General features: G+C 67.0%; 21 protein-coding genes. 9 read left to right on the top strand and 12 right to left on the bottom strand.

Annotation, left to right across the window (positions count from 1 at the left end; genetic code table 11):
* Positions 1 to 55 precede the first annotated feature (55 nt).
* The 3 genes from ileS (at position 56) to IEY28_RS19100 (ending at position 5,300) form a co-directional block, all read left to right on the top strand.
* Positions 56 to 3,328, top strand: coding sequence for an isoleucine--tRNA ligase (gene ileS, locus IEY28_RS19110; protein ID WP_189001642.1), 3,273 nt, complete (start codon positions 56 to 58; stop codon positions 3,326 to 3,328).
* A 185-nt stretch (positions 3,329 to 3,513) separates the two neighbouring features.
* Positions 3,514 to 3,948 (top strand): ester cyclase, encoded by a 435-nt coding sequence (locus IEY28_RS19105; RefSeq protein WP_189001640.1) that lies wholly within the window; start codon positions 3,514 to 3,516, stop codon positions 3,946 to 3,948.
* Positions 3,949 to 4,046: 98 nt separating this feature from the next.
* A complete protein-coding gene (locus IEY28_RS19100; protein WP_189001638.1) occupies positions 4,047 to 5,300 on the top strand; it encodes an MFS transporter in 1,254 nt (417 codons plus the stop codon).
* Between the two features lies 1 nt (position 5,301).
* Here the strand turns inward: IEY28_RS19100 and prs are convergent, their stop codons facing one another.
* From prs to hemL, 3 genes are all read right to left on the bottom strand, one after another.
* A complete protein-coding gene (prs, locus tag IEY28_RS19095) occupies positions 5,302 to 6,156 on the bottom strand; it encodes a ribose-phosphate diphosphokinase (protein ID WP_189001637.1) in 855 nt (284 codons plus the stop codon).
* 348 nt (positions 6,157 to 6,504) lie between these two features.
* Entirely contained in the window at positions 6,505 to 7,305 is an 801-nt protein-coding gene (locus IEY28_RS19090) for an HVO_0234 family beta-propeller protein (protein WP_189001635.1), read from the bottom strand.
* Between the two features lies 1 nt (position 7,306).
* On the bottom strand, positions 7,307 to 8,644 hold the full coding sequence (hemL, locus tag IEY28_RS19085; protein ID WP_189001633.1) for a glutamate-1-semialdehyde 2,1-aminomutase: 1,338 nt from the start codon (positions 8,642 to 8,644) through the stop codon (positions 7,307 to 7,309).
* 223 nt (positions 8,645 to 8,867) lie between these two features.
* On the opposite strand from hemL, the gene nasA reads away from it, so the two are divergent.
* The 4 genes from nasA (at position 8,868) to IEY28_RS19065 (ending at position 15,359) form a co-directional block, all read left to right on the top strand.
* A complete protein-coding gene (nasA, locus tag IEY28_RS19080) occupies positions 8,868 to 10,955 on the top strand; it encodes an assimilatory nitrate reductase NasA (protein WP_189001631.1) in 2,088 nt (695 codons plus the stop codon).
* Positions 10,956 to 11,420: 465 nt separating this feature from the next.
* A complete protein-coding gene (locus IEY28_RS19075; RefSeq protein WP_189001629.1) occupies positions 11,421 to 12,743 on the top strand; it encodes an MFS transporter in 1,323 nt (440 codons plus the stop codon).
* Positions 12,743 to 13,327 carry a molybdenum cofactor guanylyltransferase gene (gene mobA, locus IEY28_RS19070; protein WP_189001627.1) on the top strand — a complete coding sequence of 195 codons (585 nt, stop codon included), beginning with the start codon at positions 12,743 to 12,745 and terminating at the stop codon, positions 13,325 to 13,327. Before IEY28_RS19075 ends, mobA begins: the two co-directional genes overlap by 1 nt.
* A 265-nt stretch (positions 13,328 to 13,592) precedes the next feature.
* A complete protein-coding gene (locus IEY28_RS19065) occupies positions 13,593 to 15,359 on the top strand; it encodes a nitrite/sulfite reductase (protein WP_189001625.1) in 1,767 nt (588 codons plus the stop codon).
* Between the two features lie 221 nt (positions 15,360 to 15,580).
* Here IEY28_RS19065 and IEY28_RS19060 read toward each other — a convergent pair whose 3' ends face one another.
* Positions 15,581 to 16,471, bottom strand: coding sequence for a bile acid:sodium symporter family protein (locus IEY28_RS19060; RefSeq protein WP_189001623.1), 891 nt, complete (start codon positions 16,469 to 16,471; stop codon positions 15,581 to 15,583).
* Between the two features lie 35 nt (positions 16,472 to 16,506).
* The gene (locus IEY28_RS19055) at positions 16,507 to 16,731 is read right to left on the bottom strand and encodes an Rdx family protein (RefSeq protein ID WP_189001620.1); all 225 of its coding nucleotides are present in this window, start codon (positions 16,729 to 16,731) and stop codon (positions 16,507 to 16,509) included.
* A 112-nt stretch (positions 16,732 to 16,843) separates the two neighbouring features.
* Here IEY28_RS19055 and IEY28_RS19050 point away from each other — a divergent pair, with 112 nt between their 5' ends.
* Positions 16,844 to 17,200, top strand: a complete 357-nt coding sequence (locus IEY28_RS19050; protein ID WP_189001618.1) for a winged helix-turn-helix transcriptional regulator — start codon at positions 16,844 to 16,846, stop codon at positions 17,198 to 17,200.
* Here IEY28_RS19050 and IEY28_RS19045 read toward each other — a convergent pair whose 3' ends face one another.
* The 7 genes from IEY28_RS19045 to IEY28_RS19015 all read right to left on the bottom strand — a co-directional run bounded on the left by IEY28_RS19045 (position 17,201) and on the right by IEY28_RS19015 (position 23,554).
* Complete coding sequence (locus tag IEY28_RS19045; RefSeq protein WP_189001617.1) at positions 17,201 to 17,842, bottom strand: chemotaxis protein CheC; 642 nt, start codon at positions 17,840 to 17,842, stop codon at positions 17,201 to 17,203. It abuts the gene before it with no gap.
* A gap of 73 nt (positions 17,843 to 17,915) precedes the next feature.
* Positions 17,916 to 19,259, bottom strand: coding sequence for an ABC transporter substrate-binding protein (locus IEY28_RS19040; RefSeq protein WP_189001615.1), 1,344 nt, complete (start codon positions 19,257 to 19,259; stop codon positions 17,916 to 17,918).
* A 144-nt stretch (positions 19,260 to 19,403) separates the two neighbouring features.
* Entirely contained in the window at positions 19,404 to 19,862 is a 459-nt protein-coding gene (lrp, locus tag IEY28_RS19035; protein ID WP_189001612.1) for an HTH-type transcriptional regulator Lrp, read from the bottom strand.
* Between the two features lie 10 nt (positions 19,863 to 19,872).
* Positions 19,873 to 20,229: a nitrogen regulatory protein GlnK1 gene (gene glnK1, locus IEY28_RS19030; RefSeq protein ID WP_189001611.1), complete on the bottom strand. Its 357-nt coding sequence runs from the start codon at positions 20,227 to 20,229 to the stop codon at positions 19,873 to 19,875.
* The gene (locus IEY28_RS19025; protein ID WP_189001609.1) at positions 20,222 to 21,559 is read right to left on the bottom strand and encodes an ammonium transporter; all 1,338 of its coding nucleotides are present in this window, start codon (positions 21,557 to 21,559) and stop codon (positions 20,222 to 20,224) included. The genes glnK1 and IEY28_RS19025 overlap by 8 nt, the downstream gene beginning before the upstream one ends.
* A 403-nt stretch (positions 21,560 to 21,962) precedes the next feature.
* Positions 21,963 to 22,943 carry a porphobilinogen synthase gene (gene hemB / locus IEY28_RS19020; RefSeq protein ID WP_189001607.1) on the bottom strand — a complete coding sequence of 327 codons (981 nt, stop codon included), beginning with the start codon at positions 22,941 to 22,943 and terminating at the stop codon, positions 21,963 to 21,965.
* A 56-nt stretch (positions 22,944 to 22,999) separates the two neighbouring features.
* On the bottom strand, positions 23,000 to 23,554 hold the full coding sequence (locus IEY28_RS19015; RefSeq protein ID WP_189001605.1) for a DUF8173 domain-containing protein: 555 nt from the start codon (positions 23,552 to 23,554) through the stop codon (positions 23,000 to 23,002).
* Between the two features lie 104 nt (positions 23,555 to 23,658).
* Here IEY28_RS19015 and larE point away from each other — a divergent pair, with 104 nt between their 5' ends.
* Positions 23,659 to 24,528: an ATP-dependent sacrificial sulfur transferase LarE gene (larE, locus tag IEY28_RS19010; RefSeq protein WP_189001603.1), complete on the top strand. Its 870-nt coding sequence runs from the start codon at positions 23,659 to 23,661 to the stop codon at positions 24,526 to 24,528.

Raw genomic sequence — 24,528 nt, 5'->3', positions numbered from 1 at the left:
CTCGGCCACGCAGACAACCGATTGCCCTTTAATGCCGGCGGCGAATGTGACCGATATGGAACGGTTCGCCGCGGTCGACGACCAGTACGACCCCGAGAGCGTCGAATCGGGGGTCTTCGAGTACTGGGACGACGTCGACGCCTACGAGCAGACGGTCGAGCACCGCGCCGACGGGGAGGACTTTTTCTTCGTCGACGGGCCGCCCTACACCTCCGGGGCCGCCCACATGGGGACGACGTGGAACAAGACGCTGAAAGACCTCTACATCCGCTATCTGCGGATGCAGGGATACGACGTCACCGACCGGCCGGGCTACGACATGCACGGCTTGCCCATCGAGACGAAAGTCGAGGAGCGACTGGACTTCGAGAACAAGAAGGACATCGAGCGCTTCGGCGAGGAGAACTTCATCGAGGAGTGCAAGGCCTTCGCCGAGGAGCAACTCGACGGTCTCCAGACGGACTTTCAGGACTTCGGCGTCTGGATGGACTGGGACGACCCCTACAAGACGGTCAATCCGGAGTACATGGAGGCCGCGTGGTGGGGGTTCCAGCAGGCCCACGAGCGCGGACTCGTCGAGCAGGGCCAGCGCTCTATCAACCAGTGTCCCCGCTGTGAGACGGCCATCGCCAACAACGAGGTCGAACGCGAGGAGGTCGGCAAACCGTCTATCTACGTGAAGTTCCCCTTGGCCGACCGCGAGGGGTCGCTCGTCATCTGGACGACCACCCCGTGGACCATCCCCGCCAACACGTTCGTCGCCGTCGACGGCGAGGTCACCTATCAGGGCGTCCGCGCCGAGAAAGACGGCGAGAGCGAGGTGCTGTACGTCGCAGAACCGCGCGTCGAGGACGTCCTCTCGAAGGGCCGCTACGAGGACTACGAGGTCGTCGAAGAGGTCAGCGGCGAGGAGATGGTCGGCTGGCAGTACGACCACCCGTTGGCCGAGGAAGTACCCGACCACGCCCAAGGCGAGGGGTCGGGACAGGTCTACACCGCGGCGTACGTCGACGCCGAGGACCAGACCGGGCTGGTCCACTCCGCGCCCGGCCACGGTGAGGAGGACTTCGAGCGCGGCCGCGAACTCGGCCTCGAAATCTTCTGTCCCGTCGGCGGCGACGGCGTCTACACCGAAGAAGGGGGCAAGTACGCGGGCACGTTCGTCCGGGACGCCAACGACGACGTCGTCGCCGACCTCGATTCGAAGGGGCTCCTGCTGGCCAGCGAGTCGGGTTACACCGTCAACGAGGGCCACTGCTGGCGTTGCGATACGGGCATCGTCCGCATCGTCACCGACCAGTGGTTCATCACGGTCACCGACATCAAAGAGGAACTGCTCGACAACATCGAGGACAGCGAGTGGCACCCGCAGTGGGCCCGCGACAATCGCTTCCGGGACTTCGTCGAGGACGCCCCCGACTGGAACGTCTCGCGCCAGCGCTACTGGGGCATCCCAATCCCCATCTGGCTTCCTGACGACTGGGACGGGTCGATGGACGACGCCATCGTCGTCGGCGACCGCGAGGAACTCGCAGCGCGAGTCGACCAAGATATCGACCCCGAGACGGTGGACCTGCACAAGGGCACCGTCGACGACCTCACGATCACGGAGGACGGGACCACGTACACCCGCGTCGGCGACGTCTTCGACGTGTGGCTGGACTCCTCCGTGGCGACGTGGGGGACGCTCGACTACCCCGAGAAGGAGGAGGACTTCGAGCGCCTGTGGCCCGCCGACCTCATCATGGAGGCCCACGACCAGACCCGCGGGTGGTTCTGGTCCCAACTCGGGATGTCCACCGCCGCCACCGGCAAATCACCGTACAAGGAGGTGCTGATGCACGGCTACGCCAACATGCCCGACGGCCGCGGGATGTCCAAATCGAAGGGTATCCTCGTCGACCCGCACGAGGTCATCGAGAAGCACGGCCGCGACCCGATGCGCCTGTTCCTGCTCTCCGTGACCGCGCAGGGCGAGGACATGAACTTCTCGTGGGAGGAGACCCAGGAGATGCAGCGCCGGCTGAACATCCTCTGGAACGTCGCCCGGTTCCCGCTGCCGTACATGCGGGCCGACGACTTCGACCCCGAGGAGACCACCGTCGAGTCCGTGCGCGAGGACCTCGAACTCGCCGACCAGTGGGTCCTCTCGCGCCTCCAGAGCGTCGAGCAGGCGATGACCGAACACATGGAGGCCTTCGAGAACGATAAGGCCGCCCACGAACTGCTGGACTTCGTCGTCGAGGACGTCTCGCGGTTCTACATCCAGGTCGTCCGCGAGCGGATGTGGGAGGAGGAAGACAGCGACTCGAAGCAGGCCGCCTACGCCACCCTCTACCGCGTCCTAGAGGAGGTCGCCGCGCTGTTCGCTCCGTTCACGCCGTTCGTCGCCGAGGAGATTTACAGCTCGCTGACCGGCGACGCGGGCCACCCGACGGTCCACATGTGCGACTGGCCCGAACCCACCGAGGACCTCCACGACCCTGCCCTCGAAGACGAGATGGAGGTCGTCCGGGAAGTCGAGGAGGCCGGCTCGAACGCACGCCAGCAGGCCGAGCGGAAACTTCGCTGGCCGGTCACACGCGTCGTCGTCGACGTCGCCGGACAGGGTCCGGCGGACAGTCAGACGGAGTCTGACGACACCGACAGCGACGCCGTGGCCGACGCGGTGCGCGCACAGGCGGCCATCGTCGCCGACCGCCTCAACGCCCGTGCGGTCGACGTCGTCGGCCCCGACGAGGCGTGGGGCGAACTCCACTACTCCGCCGAGGCCGACATGAGCGAACTCGGTCCGGCGTTCGGGGACGACGCCGGCCGCGTGATGAACGCGATGAACGAGGCCCGACTCGACGAACCGTCCCTCGATGCCCTCGAAGGGAGCGTCGAGGAGACGCTGGGCGAATCGGTCGAGTTGACCGACGAGATGGTGACCTTCCGCCGCGAGACGCCCGAGGGCGTCACCGGCACCGAGTTCGCCGCCCTCGACGGCGGCGGCGTCGTCTACGTCGATACGACGCTCACCGAGGACATCAAGAGCGAGGGCTATGCACGAGAAGTCATCCGTCGGATACAGGAGATGCGCAAGGACCTCGAACTGGACATCGAGGCCCGCATCGTCGTGGACCTCTCGATTGCCGATGACCGCGTCGACTCGCTGGTCCGCGAACACGAGGCGCTCATCGCGGAGGAGGTCCGCGCCGACGAGTTCGGCGAGGTCGAGGACGGCCACCGCAAGACGTGGGACGTCGAGGGCGTCGAGATGGAGATAGCTATCGCGCCGTGCGAGGCCGACCAACGGGAGACCTCGGAACAGGCGAGCGGCGACTGAGGGAGCCGCGAGCCACGGCGGCGGCGGAAGCGTCCGACTGAAACGGTCGGTCTTCCCTTCGTCGCCTCCCTCGGGAGCATCTGGTAACAAATGCTACCGTCTCGCACGGCGTAGTTCCCCGTAGCGCTCACTACGAAGTCACGCAGTCCGGGGGGACGCGTCGAACGGAGCGCACGGAGACACCGATGGCAGCAACAGCACCACTAGACGAGGAGAAACGAATCGCGCGTCAGTTCCCCGAAGAGGTCGCGACCGAGGGGAATGTAGACCTCATCGACGACATCTGCACGCCGGACGTCGTCGACCACAGTCCGCTCGGCGAGGTGTCCGGCCGCGAGGACCTGAAAGCACAGATACGCGGCATCCGGGAGTCTTTCGAGGACTTCTCGGCGTCCGTCGAGGACATCGTCGCCGAGGGAGACACCGTCGCCATGCGAGTGACACTCAGCGGGAAACACACCGGCGAGTTCATGGGCGTCGACCCGACAGGAGAGGACGTCGAGATAGAGAACATGGTGTTCACCCGGTTCGAGGGCGGTCAGATAGCCGAACGGTGGGTCCAGCCGGACATGCTCGGCCTCATGCAACAGGTCGGCGCCGTCGATCTGCCGGGGAACTGAGCGGATCGACCGTTCTCTACCCTTTCTTTCGACGACTCTCTGACTATATCTTCGACAGACCGTAACGTGTTTCGTGGGGAACAGACTGCTACCGAGCAGTGACACAACGACGGCAACTGCAGGCGCTCTTTTTCACCCGCTTCGCGAACGCCTTCGGTATCGTGACGCTGCTGACGCTCTTGCCGACGTACATCGACCTGCTGGACCCGCAGGGGTTCGTCCTCGGGATGTTCGCCACGGGGCTGACGCTCGCACAGGCTGGCACCGTCGTCCCGGTGTCGTATCTGGGCGACCGGTTCGACAAGCGGACGATTCTGCTGGCGGGGTTGGCGCTCGCCACCGCCGTCTACGGCCTGTTCCCGCTGGTCGGGTCCAGTTGGGGGTTCGTCTTCGTCCGCGGGTTGCAGGGCGTCGCCGCCACCGTCGCGGGACTGCTGGGGCTCGCGCTGGTCGGGCAACTCGCCCGCGAGAGCGAACGGGGCAACACCATCGGGATGTCCAACTCGTGGCGGTTCGCGGCGGCCATCGGTGGGTCGCTGTCGGCGGGCGTCCTCTACGATACGTTCGGCTTCGACGCGGTGTTCGGCCTGTTGATGGCCATCAGCGGCCTCGCCTTCCTCGGCGTCCTCGTCTGGGTCGACCCCGACGAGACGACCACCGACGGGTTCGCGTTCACCGACCTCGCGCTGAACCGCCGCATCCTCACCATCACGAGCTTCCGCGCCCAGTACGCCGTCGCCGTGACGCTCGTCCGGACGTGGGTACCCATCTTCGCCGGCGTGGCGGCCGCTCGCGGGGGACTGGGGTACAACGCGGCGGTACACGGCGCGACGGCCGTCGCCGTCGTCCTCGCCGCCGAGAAGTTCACGAATATGCTCGCCCAACCCTACACCGGACGCCTCTCCGACGAGTTCGGCCGCGCCCGGTTCGTCTTCGTCGGCGGGCTCTGCTACGGGCTGGTGGCGCTCGTCGTCCCGTTCACGCCGGCCATCGGGTCGGCGCTCGGCCTCCCGTCGGTGTTCCCCTACTTCGGGAACCTCTCCCCGGCGTTTCTCCCCCTCGTGGCCCTGAACGGTCTCCTCGGGGTGGCCGACTCGATTCGCGAACCCGCGAGCATGGCGCTGTTCGCCGACGAGGGGAGCGACAGCGGCGTCGCCTCCAGTTTCGGCGTCCGCGATTTGGTCTGGCGGCCCGGGGCGGTCCTCGCGCCGCTGGCGGGCGGGTGGCTCACGACGAACGTCGGCATGGAGTGGGTGTTCTATCTGGGCGCGGCGTCGGCGTTCACCGGCGTCGCGGCGTTTCTGGGCATCCTCACGGTCCGACACGGCCGGGCCGGACTCGCGGCGTGGTGACTCAGAGTTCCGCGGCGACGACGGGGGCGGCGCTGACCTCGCTGACCGCGCGCTCCAGCGTGTCGGTGCCGTAGACGGCCTCGACGCCGGCCGCAGAGAGCTTCGTCAGGGCGTTGCTCGCCAGCATCGGATGGACGCAGGTGACGAACACGCGGTTCGCGTCTCGGTTCATCAACACCTCGACGGACTCGCTCATCGTCGACCCCGTCGCGATGATGTCGTCGACGAGTACCACGTCGCGGCCCGCCACGTCGGCGTCGCTGGGCGTGATCTCGATGTCGCCGCTGTCGTAGTCGCGGTCCTTCTCGAAGTAGTCCGTCTCGCCCTCGCCGTAGGCGTCGCGGGCCGTGACGGCCAGGTCGATGGCACCCTCGTCGGGCGAGAGAAAGAGCGGGCCTTCGAGCGCGTCGGGAAGCGGGTCCGCGAGGAGGCCCGCGGCGTCGACGTGGGCCGTCGGCACGTCGAAGAAGTCACAGACCGACGGTTCGTGGGGGTTTACCGTGATCACGCGGTCGGTGCCCGTCGAGATGGCCCGCGCTATCGCCCGCGAGGAGACCGGTTCGCCCGTGCGGAACGCCTCGTCCTGTCGCGCGTAGCCCATGTACGGGAGGACGGTCACCACTTCGCTGGCCCCGGCTTCGCGGGCCGCGTCCTGCAACTGGAGCACCTGCACGTGCGCGTCGCTGTCGACGGTGGAGGCGACGACGACGGCGCGCTCGCCCGCGACGGACTCGGGCAGGCGGACGACGTGCTCGCCGTCGGCGAACTGTTCGTACTCGACCCGCCCCAGTCGCTCGTCGGTGGCGTTGGCCAGCGCCGCGGCAAACGCCTGTGTGTCGGCCCCGGGGATAATCATGTGCGAGGGGTAGCCGGCCGGGCTAAACCACTTTTCGATTCCGGGGCTCGAAGGTGTGCGTACGGCACGCACTGGCGCATTCGGGACCAACCGCCGGAAAGCCCCGACGCGTTCGACTCGCGCGCCTCGCTGTCACCGAAAATCAGAGATTTTCGAGATGACGAAAGAGCGGCGCTCTTTCGAACCATGCGCTTCCGTCGCTCGCTCAGTCCAGTGCTTGCGTCGGCGTGCTTCGCCGAGCGCGTCGCCCCTTTCAGTCCCACCCGGTCGGCTGTGTCGACTGCTGTCCCTTGCTGGCTGTGTCACCGGCCGAACCCCGGGTTGTCGCGCCGACAGAAAGCCGGGTGGTCAGGCCACGGCGACGCCGACGACGTCGGGGACGCCCAGCGAGCGCTGTCGCCACCCGCCGCGGCCGTCCGCGGTGGCCTCGTCGTCGGTGTCCACGAGGAAGGTGCCGTTCTCGGTGATGGCGTAGGTGTCCGTGCCGTAGGTCACGTCGACGACCCGTTCGCGCACGGGGAGGTCACACGCCCGCCAGTCGCCGTCGACCAGTTCGGAGAGGCCGTCGTCGTCGGCGGCGTGTGTACGGGTGTCGTCGCTCGCCACTGCGCCGTGGCGGCCCGACCGCACCTCGACCCACGCGCCGTCGTCGAGGGCGTAGAGGCCGTCGGCGGTGGCGGCGTAGCCCGGTGCCACGTCCGTCACGTCCGCGAGGCCGAGACGCTCACAGTCCGGTAGGCGGTAGACGCCGTCGGCCGCCGCCAGCAGGCCCCCGTCGATGGCCCGGACATCCTCGACGGCGCCGAGGTCACGCCACGCGCCGTCGGCGTAGCGTGCGACCCGGCCGCCGCCCGCCGCGAGGAGTCCATCGGCGTCGTAGCCGACGGCCGTCGCCGGCCCGAACCCCGTCGGTGCGAACCCGTCGGCCGTCGAGACCAGCACGGACTCGTCGGTGGCGACGGCCACCTCGCCGTTGGCCCCGGCGACGTCGCGGGCGGTACAGCGCTCTTCGAGACTGAACCGGCCGACCTGTCCGCCGGCCGTCTCGACGCGCGTGACTCCGAGGCCCGACGCGACGTAGGCGTGGGTCTCCGGCCGTTTCTCCCCGTACATCCGCTTCTCCGAGAGCGCGATGTCGTCGTCGCTCACTTCATATCGCCTCTTTGTAGGCTTCGAGGGCATCGTCTACGTCTTCCGCTGTGTGGGCATCACAGATGAACTGTGACTCGAACTGGTTCGCCGTCAGGAAGACGCCCCGCTCTTTCATCGCGGGCCAGAAGAGTCGCTCCCACCGCTCGGTCTCGGCCTGTTTCACGTCGCCGCCGTCCTTCGGGCAGTGGTCGTAACGGGGGCACTCGGGCCGCTGCTGACAGCCAGCCTCACAGTGACCTTCGAAGGTATCGGGGCCGTCACGGGTGAAGACGACCTTGAACATCGAGTCCGTCCCGACGACGGTGTACTCGGGGGCCTGATCTTCGAGGATGTCCTGCAGGCCCGAGCGCATCCGCTCGCCCAGTCCGTTCACGTGGTCGTATACGTCGTGTTCGGCCGCATACCGCAACGTCTCAAGCCCCGCGGCCATCGTCACGGGGTGGCCGGAGAAGGTGCCGGACTGGAACACGTCGCCGGCGGGCGTGAACTGCTCGATGATCTCGCTCTTGCCGCCGATGGCCCCGACGGGGAACCCGCCGCCGACGATTTTGCCGAACGTCGTGATGTCCGGTTCGATGTCGAACTTCCCTTGCGCGCACTGGAGGCCGCCGACGCGGAACCCGGTGATGACCTCGTCGAAGATGAGCAGCGAGCCGTGGTCGTTACAGAGGCCCCGGAGGGTCTCGTGGTAGCCGTCGATGGGGTGGACGATGCCGTAGTTCCCGAGGATGGGTTCGGTGAGGACGGCGGCGATGTCGTCGCCGTGTTCGTCGAACACGTCGCGGGCGGCGTCGGGGTCGTTGAACGGCACCGTCAGCGTGTGTTCGGCGAAGCTCTCGGGGATGCCCGGACTGGAGGGGGCGGTGTGGTCGCCCTCGCCCTCGACGAGCGTGGACTCCTGTGCGCCGTGGTAGCCGCTCTGCATCACGACGATCTTGTCCCGGCCGGTGTAGCCACGCGCGAGTCGCACGGCGGAGACGGTGGCCTCCGTCCCGGAGTTGACGAACCGAACCATCTCGACGCTGGGGACGTGGCGGGTGACGAACTCCGCGAGTTCGACTTCGACTTCGGTGGGCGCGCCGTACATCGGTCCCTCGGCGGCGCGTTGCTGGACCGCGGACTGGACCTGTTCGGGCATGTCGTGGCCCAGTAGCAGTGGGCCGTAGCCCATCACGAAGTCGATGTAGCGGTTGCCGTCGGCGTCGACGACGTGGCCGCCGTCGCCCTTCTGGACGAAAAAGGGGTACGGGCGGACGGCCCGGACCGATGAGTTGACGCCACCCGGCATGACCGACAGCGCGCGGTCGTACAGCGCTCGCGACTGTTCGTGGTTCATGGCGCGGGGTTCGAACGCTGTCAGAAAGAACCTGACGGGTCACGCCGTTCGGGTCGTGACTACTGGACGAATGCTGTTCGAATCACGTATCGGATACAACTTCGTCAAGAGATAGCGTTTTGTGTTGGGTGTCCATGCATCTAAGCAGAGATATGTTTGCCGAACGTGCGTATAATCCGGCGCTCGACGGACGGTCGTGCGCCTGTCGGGGGCGTGGTGTGGCATGAGCGACTGGGTCCCGACGACGTGTATGCGGTGTGCGGTCGGATGCGGGCACATGCACCGGGCCGCCGACGTCGGGTACGGTATCGACACGGTGCGCGGCGACGCCGCCCACCCGGTCAATCAAGGACTGGCCTGTGCTCGCGGCATTCAGGAGAGTCGCGACCCCGACGGCCAGTGGCTCACGCGGCCGATGGTCCGTGACGACGGCGAGTTGCGCCAGACGACGTGGGACGTGGCGCTCGCCCGCGCCGTCGAGGGCCTGCGCGAGGCCCACGAGACCGACCCCGATTCGGTCGCCGTCCTCGGGAGCGGCCAGCAGACCAACGAGGCCGCCTACGCCCTGGGGAAGGTCGCTCGCGGCGGCTTCGGCACCCGGATGTACGACGCCAACACGACGCTGTGTATGGCCAGCGCCGTGACGGCGTACTATCAGGCCTTCGGCAGCGACGCCCCGCCATGTACCTACGCCGACATCGAGGACGCCGACCGACACGTCGTCTGGGGGGCCAACCCCGCCGTCGCCCACCCCGTGATGTTCCGCTGGATTCGACAGGCGGCCGACGCCGAGGGCGTCGAACTCCTCACCGTCGACCCCATCCGCTCGGAGACGGCCGAGAATAGCGACCACCACGTCGCACCCGACCCCGGCAAGGACCTCGCGCTGGCGCGGGCCGTCCTCGCGCGACTGGTCGAGACCGACCGCGTCGACGAGGCGTTCGTCACCGAGGCGACCGACGGCTTCGAGGAGTTGCTGGCGACGCTGCCGACCGCCGCCGAGGCGGCCGAGGAGGCCGGCGTCGCGATGGAAGAGGTAGACCTGCTGGCCGACGCGATGGACCGCCGTGCCCTGCTGTACTGGGGCATGGGCATCAACCAACACGTACAGGGCACCGAGACGGCCCGCGCACTCGTCGACCTCACGCTGGCCTCGGGCAACCTCCGACCCGGCGGCGGCCCGTTCTCGCTCACCGGACAGGCCAACTCGATGGGGACGCGGGTCTGCTCCTCGAAGGGGTCGTGGCCCGGCCAGCGCGCCTTCGGCGACCCGGACCACCGCCGACTGGTCGCCGACGCGTGGGACGTACCGGTCGACCGGCTGCCCGACGACCCCGGCCCGGGGCCGGTCGGGATGCTCGAAACCGAACCCGAGGCCGTCTGGGCCGTCGCCACGAACCCCGTCGCGGGGATGCCCGACGCCGACAGCGCCCGCGAGACGCTCGAAGACACCTTCCTCGTCGCACAGGACGCCTTCCACACGGAGACGACTCGACTGGCCGACGTGGTGTTGCCCGCGGCGACGTGGGGCGAGTCCGACGGGACGACGACGAACATGGAGCGGACTATCTCGCGGGTCAGGGCGGCGACGGAGGTCCCCAGCGGCGTCCGACAGGACCTCGATATCGTCGCCACTATCGGCTCGCGCCTGTTCCCTGCCCTCTTCGACGCTACCTCGCCGGACCCGAGCGACGTCTTCGACGAATTCGCCGCGCTCACCGAGGGTACCGTCGCGGACTGCTCGGGAATCACCTACGACCGCTTAGACGAGGCGCACGCCGTCCGCTGGCCCGCGCCCGACGAGGAGAGCGCCGGCGGCTACCGGTACTACGAGACCGAGGCGGGCGGCGCGGAGTCGTGGGCGTTCCCCACCGCGAGTGGCAACGCCCAGTTCTCGACCGGGCGGCAGGGCGACCTGCCGGAACCGACCGACGACGACTACCCGCTGACCCTGACCACCGCCCGCGAGGCCGACGGGTACAACACGGGCGTCCGCTCGCGCGGCGGTGCCGCCGGTGACCTCGTGGCCCGTCTCCACCCCGAGACGGTCGCGGCCCACGCCGACCGCGTGGTCGACGACCGCCTGACGGTGACCTCCCGACGCGGGTCCGCGACGGTCCTCGTCGACGAAGACGAAGGCGTCCCGCGCGGGATGGTGTGGCTCCCCATCCACCACCCGGCGACCAACCGCCTGACGCTCTCCGAACGGGACCCGCAGTCGAAGGAACCACACTTCAAGCAGTGTGCCGTCCGTCTCGTCGCGCCCGAGGCGTCCGACGCGACGGACATGGTCGTCGAAGCGGACGATTGAGCCCGGCGGGCGCTCTTCTCGGAGTCCTCTCAGCAGTCGTGACGACCGCGTCCGTCGTCGTCTCACAGGGGACAGCGCCACCGGCACGGCTTCGACCACGGAATCGGTGGACAGTCCAGACGTGGCCGCTGTTCGCCCGCGGCGGCCGGTTGTCGTGTGATCCGGACGGGTGACACATCTTCTCAGCGGGTGTCGCGGTTTTCTTCGCAGATGTCAGATTTTCCCCGCGGCTGGTGGACGGAATACGTCCTTAAGGTGAGAATATCCGATTGCAGATTGGCCACCCGTCCAAACGGAGGCGACCGAAATTCACGCTCGTCAACGATTACGGTTATTAGGTACTGGTACATTCGGATAATCTGTGATGATGTGGTCACACATCCAGAATAACACCGATTCGATGGACGAACAGTCGTCAATGAATGTACATGGTGTACACCCGGTCGCTCCGCCGGAGGTGGTCCTATGGGGCTGATCAAGATGACGAAGTACCGGACGCTGTTGCTCGCGACCATCGGGTTCAACTTCTCCTTTCTCATCTGGTTTTCCTTCGCGCCCTTCACGGGACCGATGGCCGAGGAGTTCGGGCTGACGACGGCCGAAATCGGTATCCTCGCGAGTTCGGCCATCTGGATGGCGCCGTTTGGCCGTATGCTGACTGGCTGGCTCTCCGATAAGTTCGGCGCCCCGACGATTTTCGCCATCGTGCTGGCGTACGTCGGCGTGTTCTCGATGGCCAGTGCGTTCATCGAGACGTACTCGCTGTTTTTCGTGACGCGCATCATCGTCGCGACGGCGGGCATCACGTTCGTCATCGGCATCCAGCACGTCGCCGAGTGGTGGGAAGAGGAGAACCTCGGCCTCGCCGAGGGCATCTACGCCGGCGTCGGGAACGCCGGGGCCGCGGGCGGTGCGCTCGTCCTCCCGCGCGTGTTCGGGAGTGGCTGGAGCGGGCCGCTGTTCTCGACGAACTGGCGGGCCGCCTTCTTCTATACCGGCATCGTCTCTATCGGTCTCGCCGTCGCGTACTACACGCTCGGTGAGGCCGCAAAGACCGAGGAGAAGCGTCAGGCGACCAAGGACAACGCGAGCTTCAAGGACTGGATACACACCGCCACTCGCTACGGGACGGTCGTCCTCGCACTCGCCTACGTCATGACCTTCGGTCTCGAACTGTCGATGAACGGGTGGCTCGCCACCTACTACCGCGAAGCGTTCAATCAGGACAACCTCGTCATCGCGAGTACGTTCGCCGCCACGTTCTCTATTGCGGCCGGCCTGCTCCGCCCCATCGGCGGCTACGTCAGCGACGTGCTGGCCCGCAAGGAGATGGACATCCTGCCGTTCTTCGAGGGCCGCTACCGCGAACAGTGGACGTTCGTCTCGCTGTGTCTCGTCGTCGTGACCATGTTCGGCATGACGCTCGCCGGCCTCTCGGGCGTCCTCATGAACGCGGTCGTCGTGGGCTTTCTCGTCGGGACGGCGTGTGCGTTCGCCGAGGGATCCATCTTCGCACAGGTGCCCGCGATGTTCCCCAACAGTTCCGGTGCCGTCGCGGGCGTCGTCGGTGGTGTCGGGACCGTCGGCGGCATCGTCTATCCGCTGTTTTACTCGGCCCCGTGGCTCGCGAACCTCCACCTGGGCTACTCCGTGGCCGCCGTCACGATGATCCCGATCGTATTGCTGGCCGCGTGGGTGTTCCGCCCCGAAATCGCGAAAGTCGCCAACACGGCCGGCTTCGTCGGTAGCACCAACGCGACGGAGACGGTGGCGTCCGGGGACGACTGATGCGCAGTGGCGTCGTCCTCGCGGGTGGGTACTCCACCCGCTTCGGTGCCAGAGACAAGGCGACCGCCGAACTCGACGGGACGCCGCTCGTCCGCCGCGTCGTCGACCGCATCGAACCGGCCGTCGACGAGGTGGTGGTCAACTGCCGTCGCGGACAGCGCACAGCCATCGACGACGCGCTGACCGGTCACGACTACCGCCTCGCCGTCGACCCCGTTCCCGACGGCGGTCCGGTCGCTGGCGTCCGCGCTGGCTGTCGGGTCGCCCGCGGGCGGGAGACGTTCGTCACGGCCTGTGACATGCCGTTCGTCCGACCGCTGCTGGCCGAACGGCTGTTCGAGGCCAGCGAGGGCGACGGGGCCGTTCCGCGTATCGGCGGGCGCCTCCGACCGCTGGCGGCCGTGTACCACACGCGGGCCGTCATCGAGGCCGCGGATACGACTCTCGGACTCGGGTCCGGTGCGCTCAGAGACATGCTCGACCGCCTGTCGATGACGGTCGTGCCCGGTCCCGCGCCGGCGCGTGCCGTCAGCGACGTCGACACCCGCGCCGGCCTGCGGGCCGCCGAGTCACGGTCGACGTGACAGCCACGTCGCGGTCGAGGCTCACGGAACCGGGCCGCAGTCTGCTGGTTTTCGGGTCTCGACCGCCCTCGACCTTAGACCCATTAAACACCTCCCAGATGGCTTAATTCTGGACGGGCGTCCGGTGGCACCCCGTGGTTTTGGATTTATTCAACGATTAGAGTTTTAGTCATCCATGTACACGCTTCTATCGTAAATTAGCGTACGTTCGAATACTAATGAACGATAAAAACATACGATACTCCGTAACTGAGGCGATCTGACGATGGCGCACAAAAAAGAGGACGTCAAAGGCGAACTGTACGGCGACGAGGTCCGCGAAAAGCTAGAGGAGTTTGCCGAGAACGGTTGGGAGTCCATCCCCGAGGACGAGCGCGAGGCGTGGTTCTCGCGGTTCAAGTTCTGGGGCGTGTTCCACCACCGCGGCGGGCAGGAGTCGTACTTCATGATGCGACTCACCAACTGTGGCGGTATCTTAGAGCCCGACCAGCTGCGGGCCATCGGCGAAGTCGCCCGCGACTACGCGAGAGGTCCCGCAGAGAACCCCGAGTTCGGTAACGGGTGGGTCGACTTCACGACCCGGCAGTCCATCCAACTGCACTGGCTGAAACTCGAAGACATCCCCGAGATATGGGAGAAACTCGAAGCCGTCGGCGTCTCCTCTCGCTCCGCGGGCGGGGACACGATGCGCAACATCTCCGGCTGTCCCGTCGCCGGCAAGGCCGAGGAGTACGTCGAGTCCCGTCCCATCTTAGACGAGATTCAGGAGACCATCCGCGGGGACGACGACCTCGCGAACATGCCGCGGAAGTTCAACATCTCGGTGTCGGGGTGCCGACAGGGCTGTGCGCAGGACGCCATCAACGACATCGGCCTCGAACCGGCCCACAAGATAATCGACGGCGAGGAGACCGAGGGGTTCAACGTCCGCGTCGGCGGCGGCCTCGGCGGCCGCGAACCGCGCGAGGCGCGTCCGCTGGACCTGTTCGTCCGTCCGGAACACGCCGTCGAGACGGTCCGGGCGTTCGTCGAGTTCTACCACGACGAGGGGAACCGACAGAACCGCTCGAAAAACCGCGCTCGGTTCTTCGTCGACGAACACGGGACCGACGCCATCCGCGAGGAACTGGACGACCGCCTCGACTTCGAGTTCGAGACCGCCGGGACGGACTTCCGCGGCGAGTACAGCTACAACGCCGGCAAACGGACCGAGTACGGCGCCCACGACCACGTCGGCGTCTACGACCAGAAAGACGACAAGAACTACGTCGGCCTCTCGGTCCCGGTCGGGCGCATGCCCGCCGAAGACGCTATCGAACTGGCCGACCTCGCCGACGCCTACGGCTCCGGGGAGGTGCGACTGACCCGCCGGCAGAACCCGCTCATCATGGACGTGCCAGACGGGAACCTCGCGAACCTGCTGAACGAACCGCTCCTCGATACGTACTCGCCGGAACCGAACCCGTTCGTGCAGGGCGCGATGGCCTGTACCGGGACGGAGTTCTGCTCGCTCGCGCTCACGGAGACGAAAGCGCGGATGGCCCGCCTCCTGCGATGGCTTGGCGACAACGTCGACGTGCCCGACGACGTGGACCGCATCAAGATGCACTTCTCGGGCTGTACGGCCGACTGCGGGCAGGCGATGACTGCCGACATCGGCCTGCAGGGGATGCGCGCCCGGAAGGACGGCGAGATGGTCGAGGCGATGGACGTCGGCGTCGGCGGCGGCATGGGCGAGGACCCCACGTTCATCGAGTGGGTGCGCCAGCGCGTGCCCGCCGACGAGGTACCCGGCATGATAGCCAACATCGTGGAGGCGTACGCGGCGCTGCGCTCGGAGGGCCAGACCTTCAGCGAGTGGGTCGACGCCACCGGTCACGAGACCATCGTCGAACTCGCCGAACCCGAGGAGGTCGAGGGGTACACCGACCCCTGTCTGGCCGACGGCAAGCAGTCGTGGTACCCCTTCGACGACGGCGAGAGCCCGGCCCCGACGGACGCCAGCGGCGAACCGCTATCGGCGGACGACTGACCATGCCAGAACAGCGCGAGGACAACGCACAATCGGCGGATTCCCGACCGCAGGAGGTGGCCTACGACGCCGCACCGGAACTCATAGAGTAGCGCGAGGCCGTACGACGGCCTCGTGAGCTACGGTGTGCGGCCGCCGGTCCGAACTCCGGCACCCCGACGGAGCACTGCTCGTGTCCATTGTCGCTCCGTCGGTTCGTTTTGCGTTCCGTCGCTCGTGACTCAGAGCCACCGCGCGAGCCCCGCGCTCGTCGCCATCTCGACGACGCCGAAGACGACGGCCGGGAGCGCGGCGTCCGGCGGGAACCCCGCGGTGACGACCAGCGCCGCCGCGACGGCGAAGTCACGCATCCCCACCGACAGTGCACCGGCGATACGGACCGGGCGGTCGCTGCCGGTCGTCGCGAGCCACCCGAGACCGTAGCCAGCGCCGTTGAGTGCCAGCGCCCCCACGCCGACGAGTGCGACGGCCGCGTAGTCGCTTCGCAGGAGCGCCGCGTTGGCCCCGGTCACGCCACCGATAATGAGGACGACCATCACCGCCGAGACGGCCGGGTAGTCGCCCTCGTGTGCCGCGACGCGCGCCGGGTATCGCGCACGGACGGCGATAGCCAGCGCCATCGGCCCGACGACGGCGACGAGCAACTGCTCGACGATGGGCCACGTCTCGACGGTGACGCCGCCGGCGAACAGGCCCGTAGCGACGGGGACGACGACCGTACTCCCGACGCCCGCGACGACGAGGACGACCGACGACAGCGCGGTGTTGCCGCCGGCCAGTTCGGTCATCGTCGGCGTCACGAGTTCCGGCGTTACCGCGCCCAGCAGGACGAACCCAACCGTCAGGGCCGGGGAGAGCGAGAAGGCTCGCGCGAGGCCGAACGCCACTATCGGCATCGCGAGGTGTGCGAGGAGCGTCGCCGTCAACGGTCGCGGGTCGATGGCCCGGAAGCGGTCGGCCGACAGCGTCAGCGAGACGCTCCCGACCATCACCGCGAGAATCGGCGTGGCGGCCCGCGTGACGACGGCCACCTCCGGGAGGGTGACGCCGACGGCGACGGCGAGCAGCACCCACCCCAACAGGTAGTCTTCGACGACGTCGGTGAGGGACACGCCGCGACGTGGGTGGGCCGGCCAGTTGGGCGTTGTCACTCGCCGATGCGGGAGACTATCGCGTCGACGTCGATGCTGCCCTCCTCGTCCTTGTCCCAGACCGTCTCGCCGTCGGCGGCTACCCGGAAGACGCCGCCGTGGTCCGGCGTCAGACGGACGCCGTCGAGGTCACGGCCGTACTCGTCGAGCAGGGCTGTCTGGAGGTCGATAGCGTGGTCACGGAGTCCACAGGGGACACAGTACTCGATGTCGACGTGCACGTCTGTGCCGTGGCTACGAGGGGGCCTAAAACGGCTGTACGCCACAGGGAACCGGGTTACCGTGTGGAAACCCGCCACCGCCCTTTTGGCCTCTGGCCGGCGTAGTGACGGTATGAGCGAACCGCGTTCGGACACCAGTTGTGCGGCGTCGTGGTGTGCCGACGACCCGTGGTGTGGGCTGACCTGTGCCGTGGACGTGTTGGGTCACAAGTGGCATCCCGTCGTCGTCCACCGGTTGCTCGCACGCGGGCCGCTGGGGTTCGGCGAACTGGCCGACGACGTCGGCGCTATCACCAACAAGGTCCTCTCGGAGACGCTCGCCGACCTCGAAGCGGCAGCGGTCGTCGACCGAACCGTCGTCGACGACCGCCCGGTCCGCGTCGAGTACTCGCTGACCGACGACGGCGAGGCGCTGGCTCCGGCTATCGAGGCCTTACAGGACTGGGGTGAGCAGTATCTCGTGGACTGACTACAGGACGTCGCCCGCGTTCGTGTCCGCGGCTACGTCCGTATCGAGGTCGATGTTCTGGATGAGCGAGACGAGCGATTCGAGTTCCGGGAACGTGTAGACGGTCATCCCGAGGTCGCCGTCCTCGACGGTTATCTGGGAGTCGATGACGAAGACGAGTTCGGACTCGGGCCACCCGCCCATCTTGTCGACGATGCCGCTCGCGGGGCCGAACACGAAGTTCGGCGTTCCCATGTCGATGGTCGTATCCAGCACGTTCGCCCACCCGTCGATGAACGCCGAGGTCATGATGTTGCCTATCTCCTGCATCGCCGACTGTTCCATGTCGGAAAAGCCGCTGCCCTCGCTGGGGTCGCCCATCCCGCCCATCATCGCCCCGGCCAGCCGTTTGCTGTCGGCCGGATCGAGCATGAAGAGGACGTAGCCGTAGGGCGGTTCGTTCAGTTCGACGAAGATGCCGACCCGTTTCTCGGTCCCGATGTGCGTTTTCACGTCCGCGATGTCGAGGAAGTTGATCTGTGACGTGTGTACCGACGCGTTCAGGCCAGTCAGTTGGCCGAGGTTGTCAGCGACGGTCCCCGACCCCTCTTTGGCCATCTGGTTGAAGAGGTCGAGTTTCCGCACGTCGACTTGCAGGCCCATACGCCTTCGAACGGCGCGACCGGCTTAACGCCACCGCACGGCGAGGCTGGCACCGCCCCCGACGGATGCCACCTCACTCCTCGCCGGGGACGTACGGGCCGAGGTCGTAGCAGTTGCTCGCGGGGTACTCCTCACAGCCGTAGGCCGCGTCCCGGGTCACGTCGACGAACTCGTACCGCCGCGTCTCGGTCTGTTCGCTGGCTGGCAGCCCCTCGACGATGGGCACCGGACGGATGGCCTGATGGTCGCAGGCACGCATCGTCTCGCTTCCCATCCCCATCGCGTAGGTGGCACCTTCCAGTTGCTTGACCACGTCCGGCGGACGGAACGTGCCGGCCCGTTCGACGGCCGCCGCGTACTGCAGGGTCTGACCGTACGCCAGCTGGGCCTGATCGGACGGGAGCGAGCCGTACTCGGCGCGGTAGCTCTCGGCGAGACTGTTCGAGAGCGGGGTGTCGATGCTCTGGTCCCACGCGATGGTCCCGAGGACGCCCTCGATAGCCGACCCGGCGAACGACGCCAGACTCCGACTCAGGATGGGGACTACCACCGTGACGTCCGTCCCGAGTATCTGCTCGGCCTGCTGGACGGCGTTTGCGCCGTCGATACCGCGGTAGTTCAACACGACCACGTCCGGGTCGGTGTCGGCCGCCGCCGACAACTGGGACTCGTAGTTCTCGGTGCCGACGCGGGTCTCCGTCGTCCCCGTCTCGTTCCAGTTTTCGTCTTGCATCCGCTGTCTGAACTGGTCGGCCTGCGTGTACCCGTAGTCCGAACTGGCGTGCAGTTGGTAGAAGTCGGTGCGGCCCTCGAACCGCGCTGTCAGGACCGGCGCCAGCGCGTTGGCGGCCATCGTCGCGTTGTACATCTCCTGAAAGCCATAGCGGCGACAGTCGGTGCCGGTGACGTTCGTGCCCGGAGCGAACCCGAGCATGTGGACGACGCCCCGGGGCTGGCACACGTCGAGCAGTTTCTTCGCGGTGTTGGTAGACCCGCCGCCGGCGACCATTATCGCACCCTCGCGGTCGATGAGTTCCTGCCCGACCGTCGCCGCCGTCGACGGCGACGACTTCGTGTCGCCGACGGCCGCCTCGACGGTTCGGCCGCGGAGTCCATCGCCGTCGAGCGCACCGAACAGGTCCGCGTCGACCCAGCCACCGCCCTCGTTTACGTGCGCGACCGCCAGTTCGAACCCGCGACGCTGGTCCTTGCCGTCGGGCCCGAACGGGCCCGACTGCGGGACAGTGGCCCCGAACGTGACCGTCTCCTCACCGACCGGATAGCTCGCGAACGCGGTGTTCTCGGCCGGTGTCTCCGTCTGTGCCCCGCCGCCCCCGAGACAGCCAGTCAGTCCCGCGAGCGCGCCGCTCGCTGCGGCCGACCGCAGAACGTCCCGACGTGTCGTCGACTCACGCATGCTCCACCCATATATATTGAAAAATATAGTACTATACCTGTTGGTAATTCTTTCCTGTAGCCGGAACGACGCTCAGAGCGGTGCCGAACGCGTTCTGAACCGCGCCGTTAGCAAACGGATGGAAAAGCGTGCCCGGTGGACCGACTACGCGTCGGCGTCGTCGACCGGGAACTGCTCGTGTTCGCGGACGGTGTTCAACACGACCGAGGTGGCCGCGCTCTCGATGTCCGGATCCGTGAGCAGGTCCTTGATGCGGGCGTTCATGTCGTTCGTATCGCGGAACTTCCCGACCGCGACGATGTCGTGGCTACCGGTGACCTCGTACACCGCGACCATGTTCTTCAGGTCGCGCAGGCGCTCGGTCACGGCCATGAGGCCGCTGCCGTCGACCGACAACTGGAAGACGGCGGTGACCTCGTAGCCAAGCTCCTGATAGTCGATTTGGGCCGTGTACTCCTCGATGACGCCGGATTCGACCAGTTGGTCCATCCGTCGCGAGACGGTCGTGGCAGCGACGCCGGTTTCGGCGGCGACGTCACGGGCGCTCGCCCGACCGTCCCGGAGCAAGGCGTTGACGACTTGTCTGTCGATGTCGTCGACCATCGCGCGCCGCTCAGACTGCCTCTGGGCCCGTCTTGCCTGTTCGGACCTGATAGGCGTCGTCGACCGGGAGGACGAATATCTTGCCGTCGCCCTTTTCGCCGGTGTGGGCACCGTCGGCGATGGCCTCGACGACGTCGTCGGCGGGGATGTCCGCGACGACGGTCTCTATCTTGACCTTCTGGTGGAGGTCGACGACGTACTCCTCGCCGCGCCACTGGCCCTTCTTTGCGGGCTGTGAACCGCGTCCGGAGACGTTGGTGACTGTCAGCGAGGGCGCGCCCACTTCCGCGAGCGCCTGCTTGACGTCTCCGAGTTTGTCCGGCCGAACCATTGCGACAACCATCTTGATGTCAGTGTCTTCAGTCATCTTTGGAACCTCCGTCAGTACGCACGTTCTCACTCACCATGCCACCGTCGGCGACCACGCTGTCACCGGAGCCGAACTCGGGGTAGGTTTCGACGCCGTGTTCGCTGACGTCGAGGCCTTCCTGTTCGTGTTCGGGCGTGACGCGGGCCTGTCCGATGGCCTTGAGGATGCCCCACACCGCGGCCGTCGCGACGATAGTCCACGCGGCGATAGCGACCACGCCGATGACCTGCGCGATGAACGCGTTCACGATACCGCCCGCGGGTGCCTCGGCCGCGACGAAGGGGAACATGAGCGTCCCCAGCACGCCGGCGCTCCCGTGGACCGGGAACACCGCACAGACGTCGTCTATCTTCAGGCGCTTCTCGATGAAGTTGAACACGAGCGGGAGCTGTGCACCCGCGAGGCCGCCGACGAGGAAGGCGCCCCACCAGCTGGTGGTGTCCGGAATCGCGGTGATGCCGACGAGGCCCGCGAGCAGGCCGTTGGCGACGTACAGCGTGTCGACCTTGCCGGTCTTGGCCCACGCAACGGCGGCGGCGCCGATGGCACCGGCGGCCATCGCGATGGTCGTCGTCATGGCGACGCGACCGACGTAGGAGAACGCGCCGAGCTGGAGCGAGCCGTCAGTGAAGACGAAGACGCTCGCGGCGGTGCCGACGTTGAAGCCGTACCAGCCGAACGCGAGGATGAGCGTCCCCAGCACGGCGAAGGTAAGCGAGTGACCGGGGATGACGTTCGCGGAGCCGTCCTCGTTGTAGCGACCCATGCGCGGGCCGAGGACGTAGGCGGCGGTGAGGCCGGCGATGCCGCCCATGCCGTGGACGATCATGCCGCCCGCGAAGTCGTGGAAGGTCGCGCCGCCGAAGCTAATGTACGACCCCGCCCACGTGATACCCGTGACGACAGGGTAGATGACCGCGGCCAGCAGGAACGTGTAGGTGATGTACGCGCGGAGTTTCGCGCGGCCGGCCACCGCCCCCGAGACGATGGTCGCCGCCGTCATCGCGAAAACGGCGCCGAACAACCAACCGACCCAGTCGTTCGGGTTCTCGGCGACGAAGGCCGGCGAGAAGCCGCCGCCACCGACGAGCGAGGAGATGCCGGCACCGATGACGAAGAACACCGACACACCGACCGACCAGGTCAGGAGGTTCTTCGTCAGTTGGTTCGCTACGTTCTTCGAGCGTACCTGCCCCGCCTCGAGCATGGCGAAGCCGGCGTGCATGAAGAAGATGAGGAACGTTACCACCAGTACCCACAGGAGGTTCACTCCCGTGACCAACGTTTCGAGCGTTTCCGGTGACGTCTGCAGTGGTGCGAGTACCATGATTTGTATCGTGCTGTGATTATTGCGTTTGAACGTCCAACTTTATCGTCTTCAGCGCCGTCTTTGTCAACTCGTTCACGGAGAAACCTCTTGCAACAGCACTACATAAGGATTTGCTTTACGAAACTCGATATTCTGGGGTATTCGGTAGACGAACGTCCGGATTACCGTATGATATTATGGATATAAGGTTGTTCTCCGTCAAGAAACTCGGTATCCGTCTGCCGTGATTTTGGACGAATGTCGAACGCGAGTCCGGCCGAACGGGTCGAAATCGGCCGGTTTCGCTTGCGCGCGCTCTCGATATCGCACTCTCTGGACGTGCGTCTACTGTCGACACTCGTTACTGAACGGTTGGCGAGAGACCGACGAACGAAGTGGGCGGTCACAGTGGTCGCCGCTCTCAGAGGCGGTCCGCCACGTCCTCTGCGAAGTAGGTGAGAATCAGGTCGGCACCGGCCCGCTTGATAGAGAGCAGCGACTCGTAGGCGACGGCCTCCAGATTCAGCCACCCCTTCTCCGCGGCGGCGTGCAGCATCGCGTACTCGCCGGAGACGTTGTAGGCGGCGACCGGGTGGTCGTAGCTCTCTCGGACGTCTCGGACGACGTCCAGATACGGCAGGGCGGGTTTGATCATCAGCACGTCCGCGCCCTGTTCGACGTCGAGTTCGACTTCCCGGCGCGCCTCGCGTGCGTTCGCGGGGTCCATCTGGTAGTGTCGCCGGTCGCCGAAGGCCGGCGCGCCGTCGGCGGCGTCGCGGAAGGGCCCGTAGAACGACGACTCGAACTTCGCCGCGTAACTCATGATCGGGACGTCGGTGTGGCCGTCCTCGTCTAAGGCCTCGCGGATGGCACCGACCATCCCGTCCATCATGCCCGACGGCGCGACCATGTCCGCGCCTGCGCGTGCGTGACTGACCGCGATGTTCCCCAACAGGCCCAGCGTCTCGTCGTTGCGAACGGTGAGGTCCGGGTCCGACTCGGCCGTCTCCTCCAGTACCCCGCAGTGGCCGTGCTCGGTGTACTCACAGAGACAGACGTCCGTGATGACGTAGGCGTCCGTCTCGTCGGTGATGCGCCGCACAGCCTCTTGTACCACGCCGTCGCTGGCCCACGCCCGACTTCCGCGGTCGTCTTTCGACTCGGGGATACCGAAGACCATGACCGCCTCGACGCCGGTTTCGAGGACGTCCTCGACGCGGGCGACGCTCTCCTCTACCGGGACGCGTTCGTGGCCCGGCATCGTCTCGATGGGGACCCGTTCGTCCGTCGTCGCGTCGACGAAGACGGGCGCGATGAGGTCCGACGCCGAGACCTCGGTCTCTCGGACCAGCGGGCGAACCCCGTCGGTCCGAAGCCGTCGGGGGCGACGTGTCGTGTCCATATCCGAACTCCGGGGGTCGGCGGCAAGAAGGCTCCGCTCGTTCTCGGGTGTCCCCGTCAGTCCAGCAGACTGGCTTTCCCGCGCAACAGGAGGAGACCGATGCCGGGACTGGCGACCAGCGCGTTCAGCAGGTCCCCGACGACGGGGACGGCGCTGACCGCCCCGACGACGACGGCACCCACCGCCAGCGCCGCCCAGCGGTTGTCGACGTCGCCGACCCCGGTGAGCCACCGGCCGACGGCGTACGCGCCCAGCGGCGTCCCCACCAGCGCGACGACGAACAGCGCCAGCAGGCCGGGGATGGTGACGACGAGACCGACGAGCGTCAGCGCCAGCAGGACGAGGCCGACGATGATTGCGAGGTAGCCGAGCGTGCCGACGGCGACGACGACGCCGGGGTCGTCGAATATGTCCTCGACGGCGTTTCTGGTCCAGGCGGGCGCGGCAGCGAGTAGGAGAGCGCCGACGAGGAGGCTGTACCCGCCGGCCGCGGCGAACTGTGCGAGCGGCGACAGGGTGACCTGCCCGGTCGGTTGCTGTGCGGCGGCGACGCCCGGCAGGACCGCGAGTGCGACCGCTGCCGTGGCGAGACGTTGGCTGGTGGAGGGCATCGTCCGGTCCTTTCCGAGGCGACGGTAAATATCTCGTGTCTTCGGTAGGCGGTCGTCACACCGGACACGAAGCCGTTTTCCCCGTCGACCCAGTAGTCGTCGCTATGTCTGCTGTCGCGGAGAAGATGGCTGCCGCCCGCGAGGACCTCGCGTCGCGAGACGGCGTGGTGGTCGCGTTCTCCGGCGGCGTCGACTCGAGCGTGGTCGCGGCGCTGGCCTACGACGCCCTCGGGGACGACGCCGTCGCCTGTACCGCAAAGTCCGAGACCCTGCCCGCCGAGGAACTGCAAGACGCCACCCGCGTCGCCGAGGAAATCGGCATCCGTCACGAAATCGTGGAGTTCTCCGAACTCGACAGCGACGAGTTCATCCAGAACGACGACATGCGCTGTTATCACTGTCGTTCGATGCGTCTGGGCGCCATGTACGACCGCGCCCGCGAACTGGGCATCGACGTCGTCTGTGACGGCACCAACGCCTCCGACGTGGGCGAGGGCCACCGCCCCGGCCTGCGCGCCGTCGACGAACTCGACGCCTACTCCCCGCTGCTGGAACAGGACATCGAGAAAGAGGAAGTCCGGGAAATCGCCCGCGAGTACGACCTCTCGGTCGCCGACAAGCCGTCGATGGCCTGTCTCTCGTCGCGCATCCCGACCGGCCTCGAAGTGACCGAGGAACGCCTCTCCCGCGTCGAGAAGGCCGAACGCCTCCTGCGGACGTGGGGCTTCGAGCAGTTCCGGGTCCGCGACCACGACGGACTGGCCCGCATCGAGGTCGGCGAGGACGAACTGGAGACGGCGCTTGACCCCGACTTCGTCCGGGCGGCCCGCGACCACGTCGAGGACTGCGGGTTCGATCACGTGACCTTAGACCTCCACGGCTACCAGACGGGGAGCGTCAGCCCCGAGGACGAGGAGAGCGAGGCGGACGTCGTCTCGAACGTCTTCGACGCCGACTATCCGACCGCCGAGTAA

Source organism: Haloarcula pellucida, assembly GCF_014647235.1.
GTDB classification, from domain to species: domain Archaea; phylum Halobacteriota; class Halobacteria; order Halobacteriales; family Haloarculaceae; genus Haloarcula; species Haloarcula pellucida.
The sequence above is the reverse complement of the archived record's forward strand: the minus strand, read 5'-3'. Positions and strand labels throughout refer to the sequence as shown.

Bases quoted from the DNA above. Each gene is read 5' to 3' on its own strand.
- larE (WP_189001603.1), top strand. From the start codon at position 23,659: ATGTCTGCTGTCGCGGAGAAGATGGCTGCCGCCCGCGAGGACCTCGCG.
- prs (WP_189001637.1), bottom strand. From the start codon at position 6,156: ATGATTATCCCCGGGGCCGACACACAGGCGTTTGCCGCGGCGCTGGCC.
- IEY28_RS19045 (WP_189001617.1), bottom strand. From the start codon at position 17,842: ATGGGCCTGCAAGTCGACGTGCGGAAACTCGACCTCTTCAACCAGATG.
- IEY28_RS19105 (WP_189001640.1), top strand. From the start codon at position 3,514: ATGGCAGCAACAGCACCACTAGACGAGGAGAAACGAATCGCGCGTCAG.
- IEY28_RS19015 (WP_189001605.1), bottom strand. From the start codon at position 23,554: ATGCCCTCCACCAGCCAACGTCTCGCCACGGCAGCGGTCGCACTCGCG.
- nasA (WP_189001631.1), top strand. From the start codon at position 8,868: ATGAGCGACTGGGTCCCGACGACGTGTATGCGGTGTGCGGTCGGATGC.
- glnK1 (WP_189001611.1), bottom strand. From the start codon at position 20,229: ATGACTGAAGACACTGACATCAAGATGGTTGTCGCAATGGTTCGGCCG.
- hemB (WP_189001607.1), bottom strand. From the start codon at position 22,943: ATGGACACGACACGTCGCCCCCGACGGCTTCGGACCGACGGGGTTCGC.
- IEY28_RS19050 (WP_189001618.1), top strand. From the start codon at position 16,844: ATGAGCGAACCGCGTTCGGACACCAGTTGTGCGGCGTCGTGGTGTGCC.
- mobA (WP_189001627.1), top strand. From the start codon at position 12,743: ATGCGCAGTGGCGTCGTCCTCGCGGGTGGGTACTCCACCCGCTTCGGT.
- hemL (WP_189001633.1), bottom strand. From the start codon at position 8,644: ATGAACCACGAACAGTCGCGAGCGCTGTACGACCGCGCGCTGTCGGTC.
- lrp (WP_189001612.1), bottom strand. From the start codon at position 19,862: ATGGTCGACGACATCGACAGACAAGTCGTCAACGCCTTGCTCCGGGAC.
- ileS (WP_189001642.1), top strand. From the start codon at position 56: ATGGAACGGTTCGCCGCGGTCGACGACCAGTACGACCCCGAGAGCGTC.
- IEY28_RS19025 (WP_189001609.1), bottom strand. From the start codon at position 21,559: ATGGTACTCGCACCACTGCAGACGTCACCGGAAACGCTCGAAACGTTG.
- IEY28_RS19075 (WP_189001629.1), top strand. From the start codon at position 11,421: ATGGGGCTGATCAAGATGACGAAGTACCGGACGCTGTTGCTCGCGACC.
- IEY28_RS19040 (WP_189001615.1), bottom strand. From the start codon at position 19,259: ATGCGTGAGTCGACGACACGTCGGGACGTTCTGCGGTCGGCCGCAGCG.
- IEY28_RS19065 (WP_189001625.1), top strand. From the start codon at position 13,593: ATGGCGCACAAAAAAGAGGACGTCAAAGGCGAACTGTACGGCGACGAG.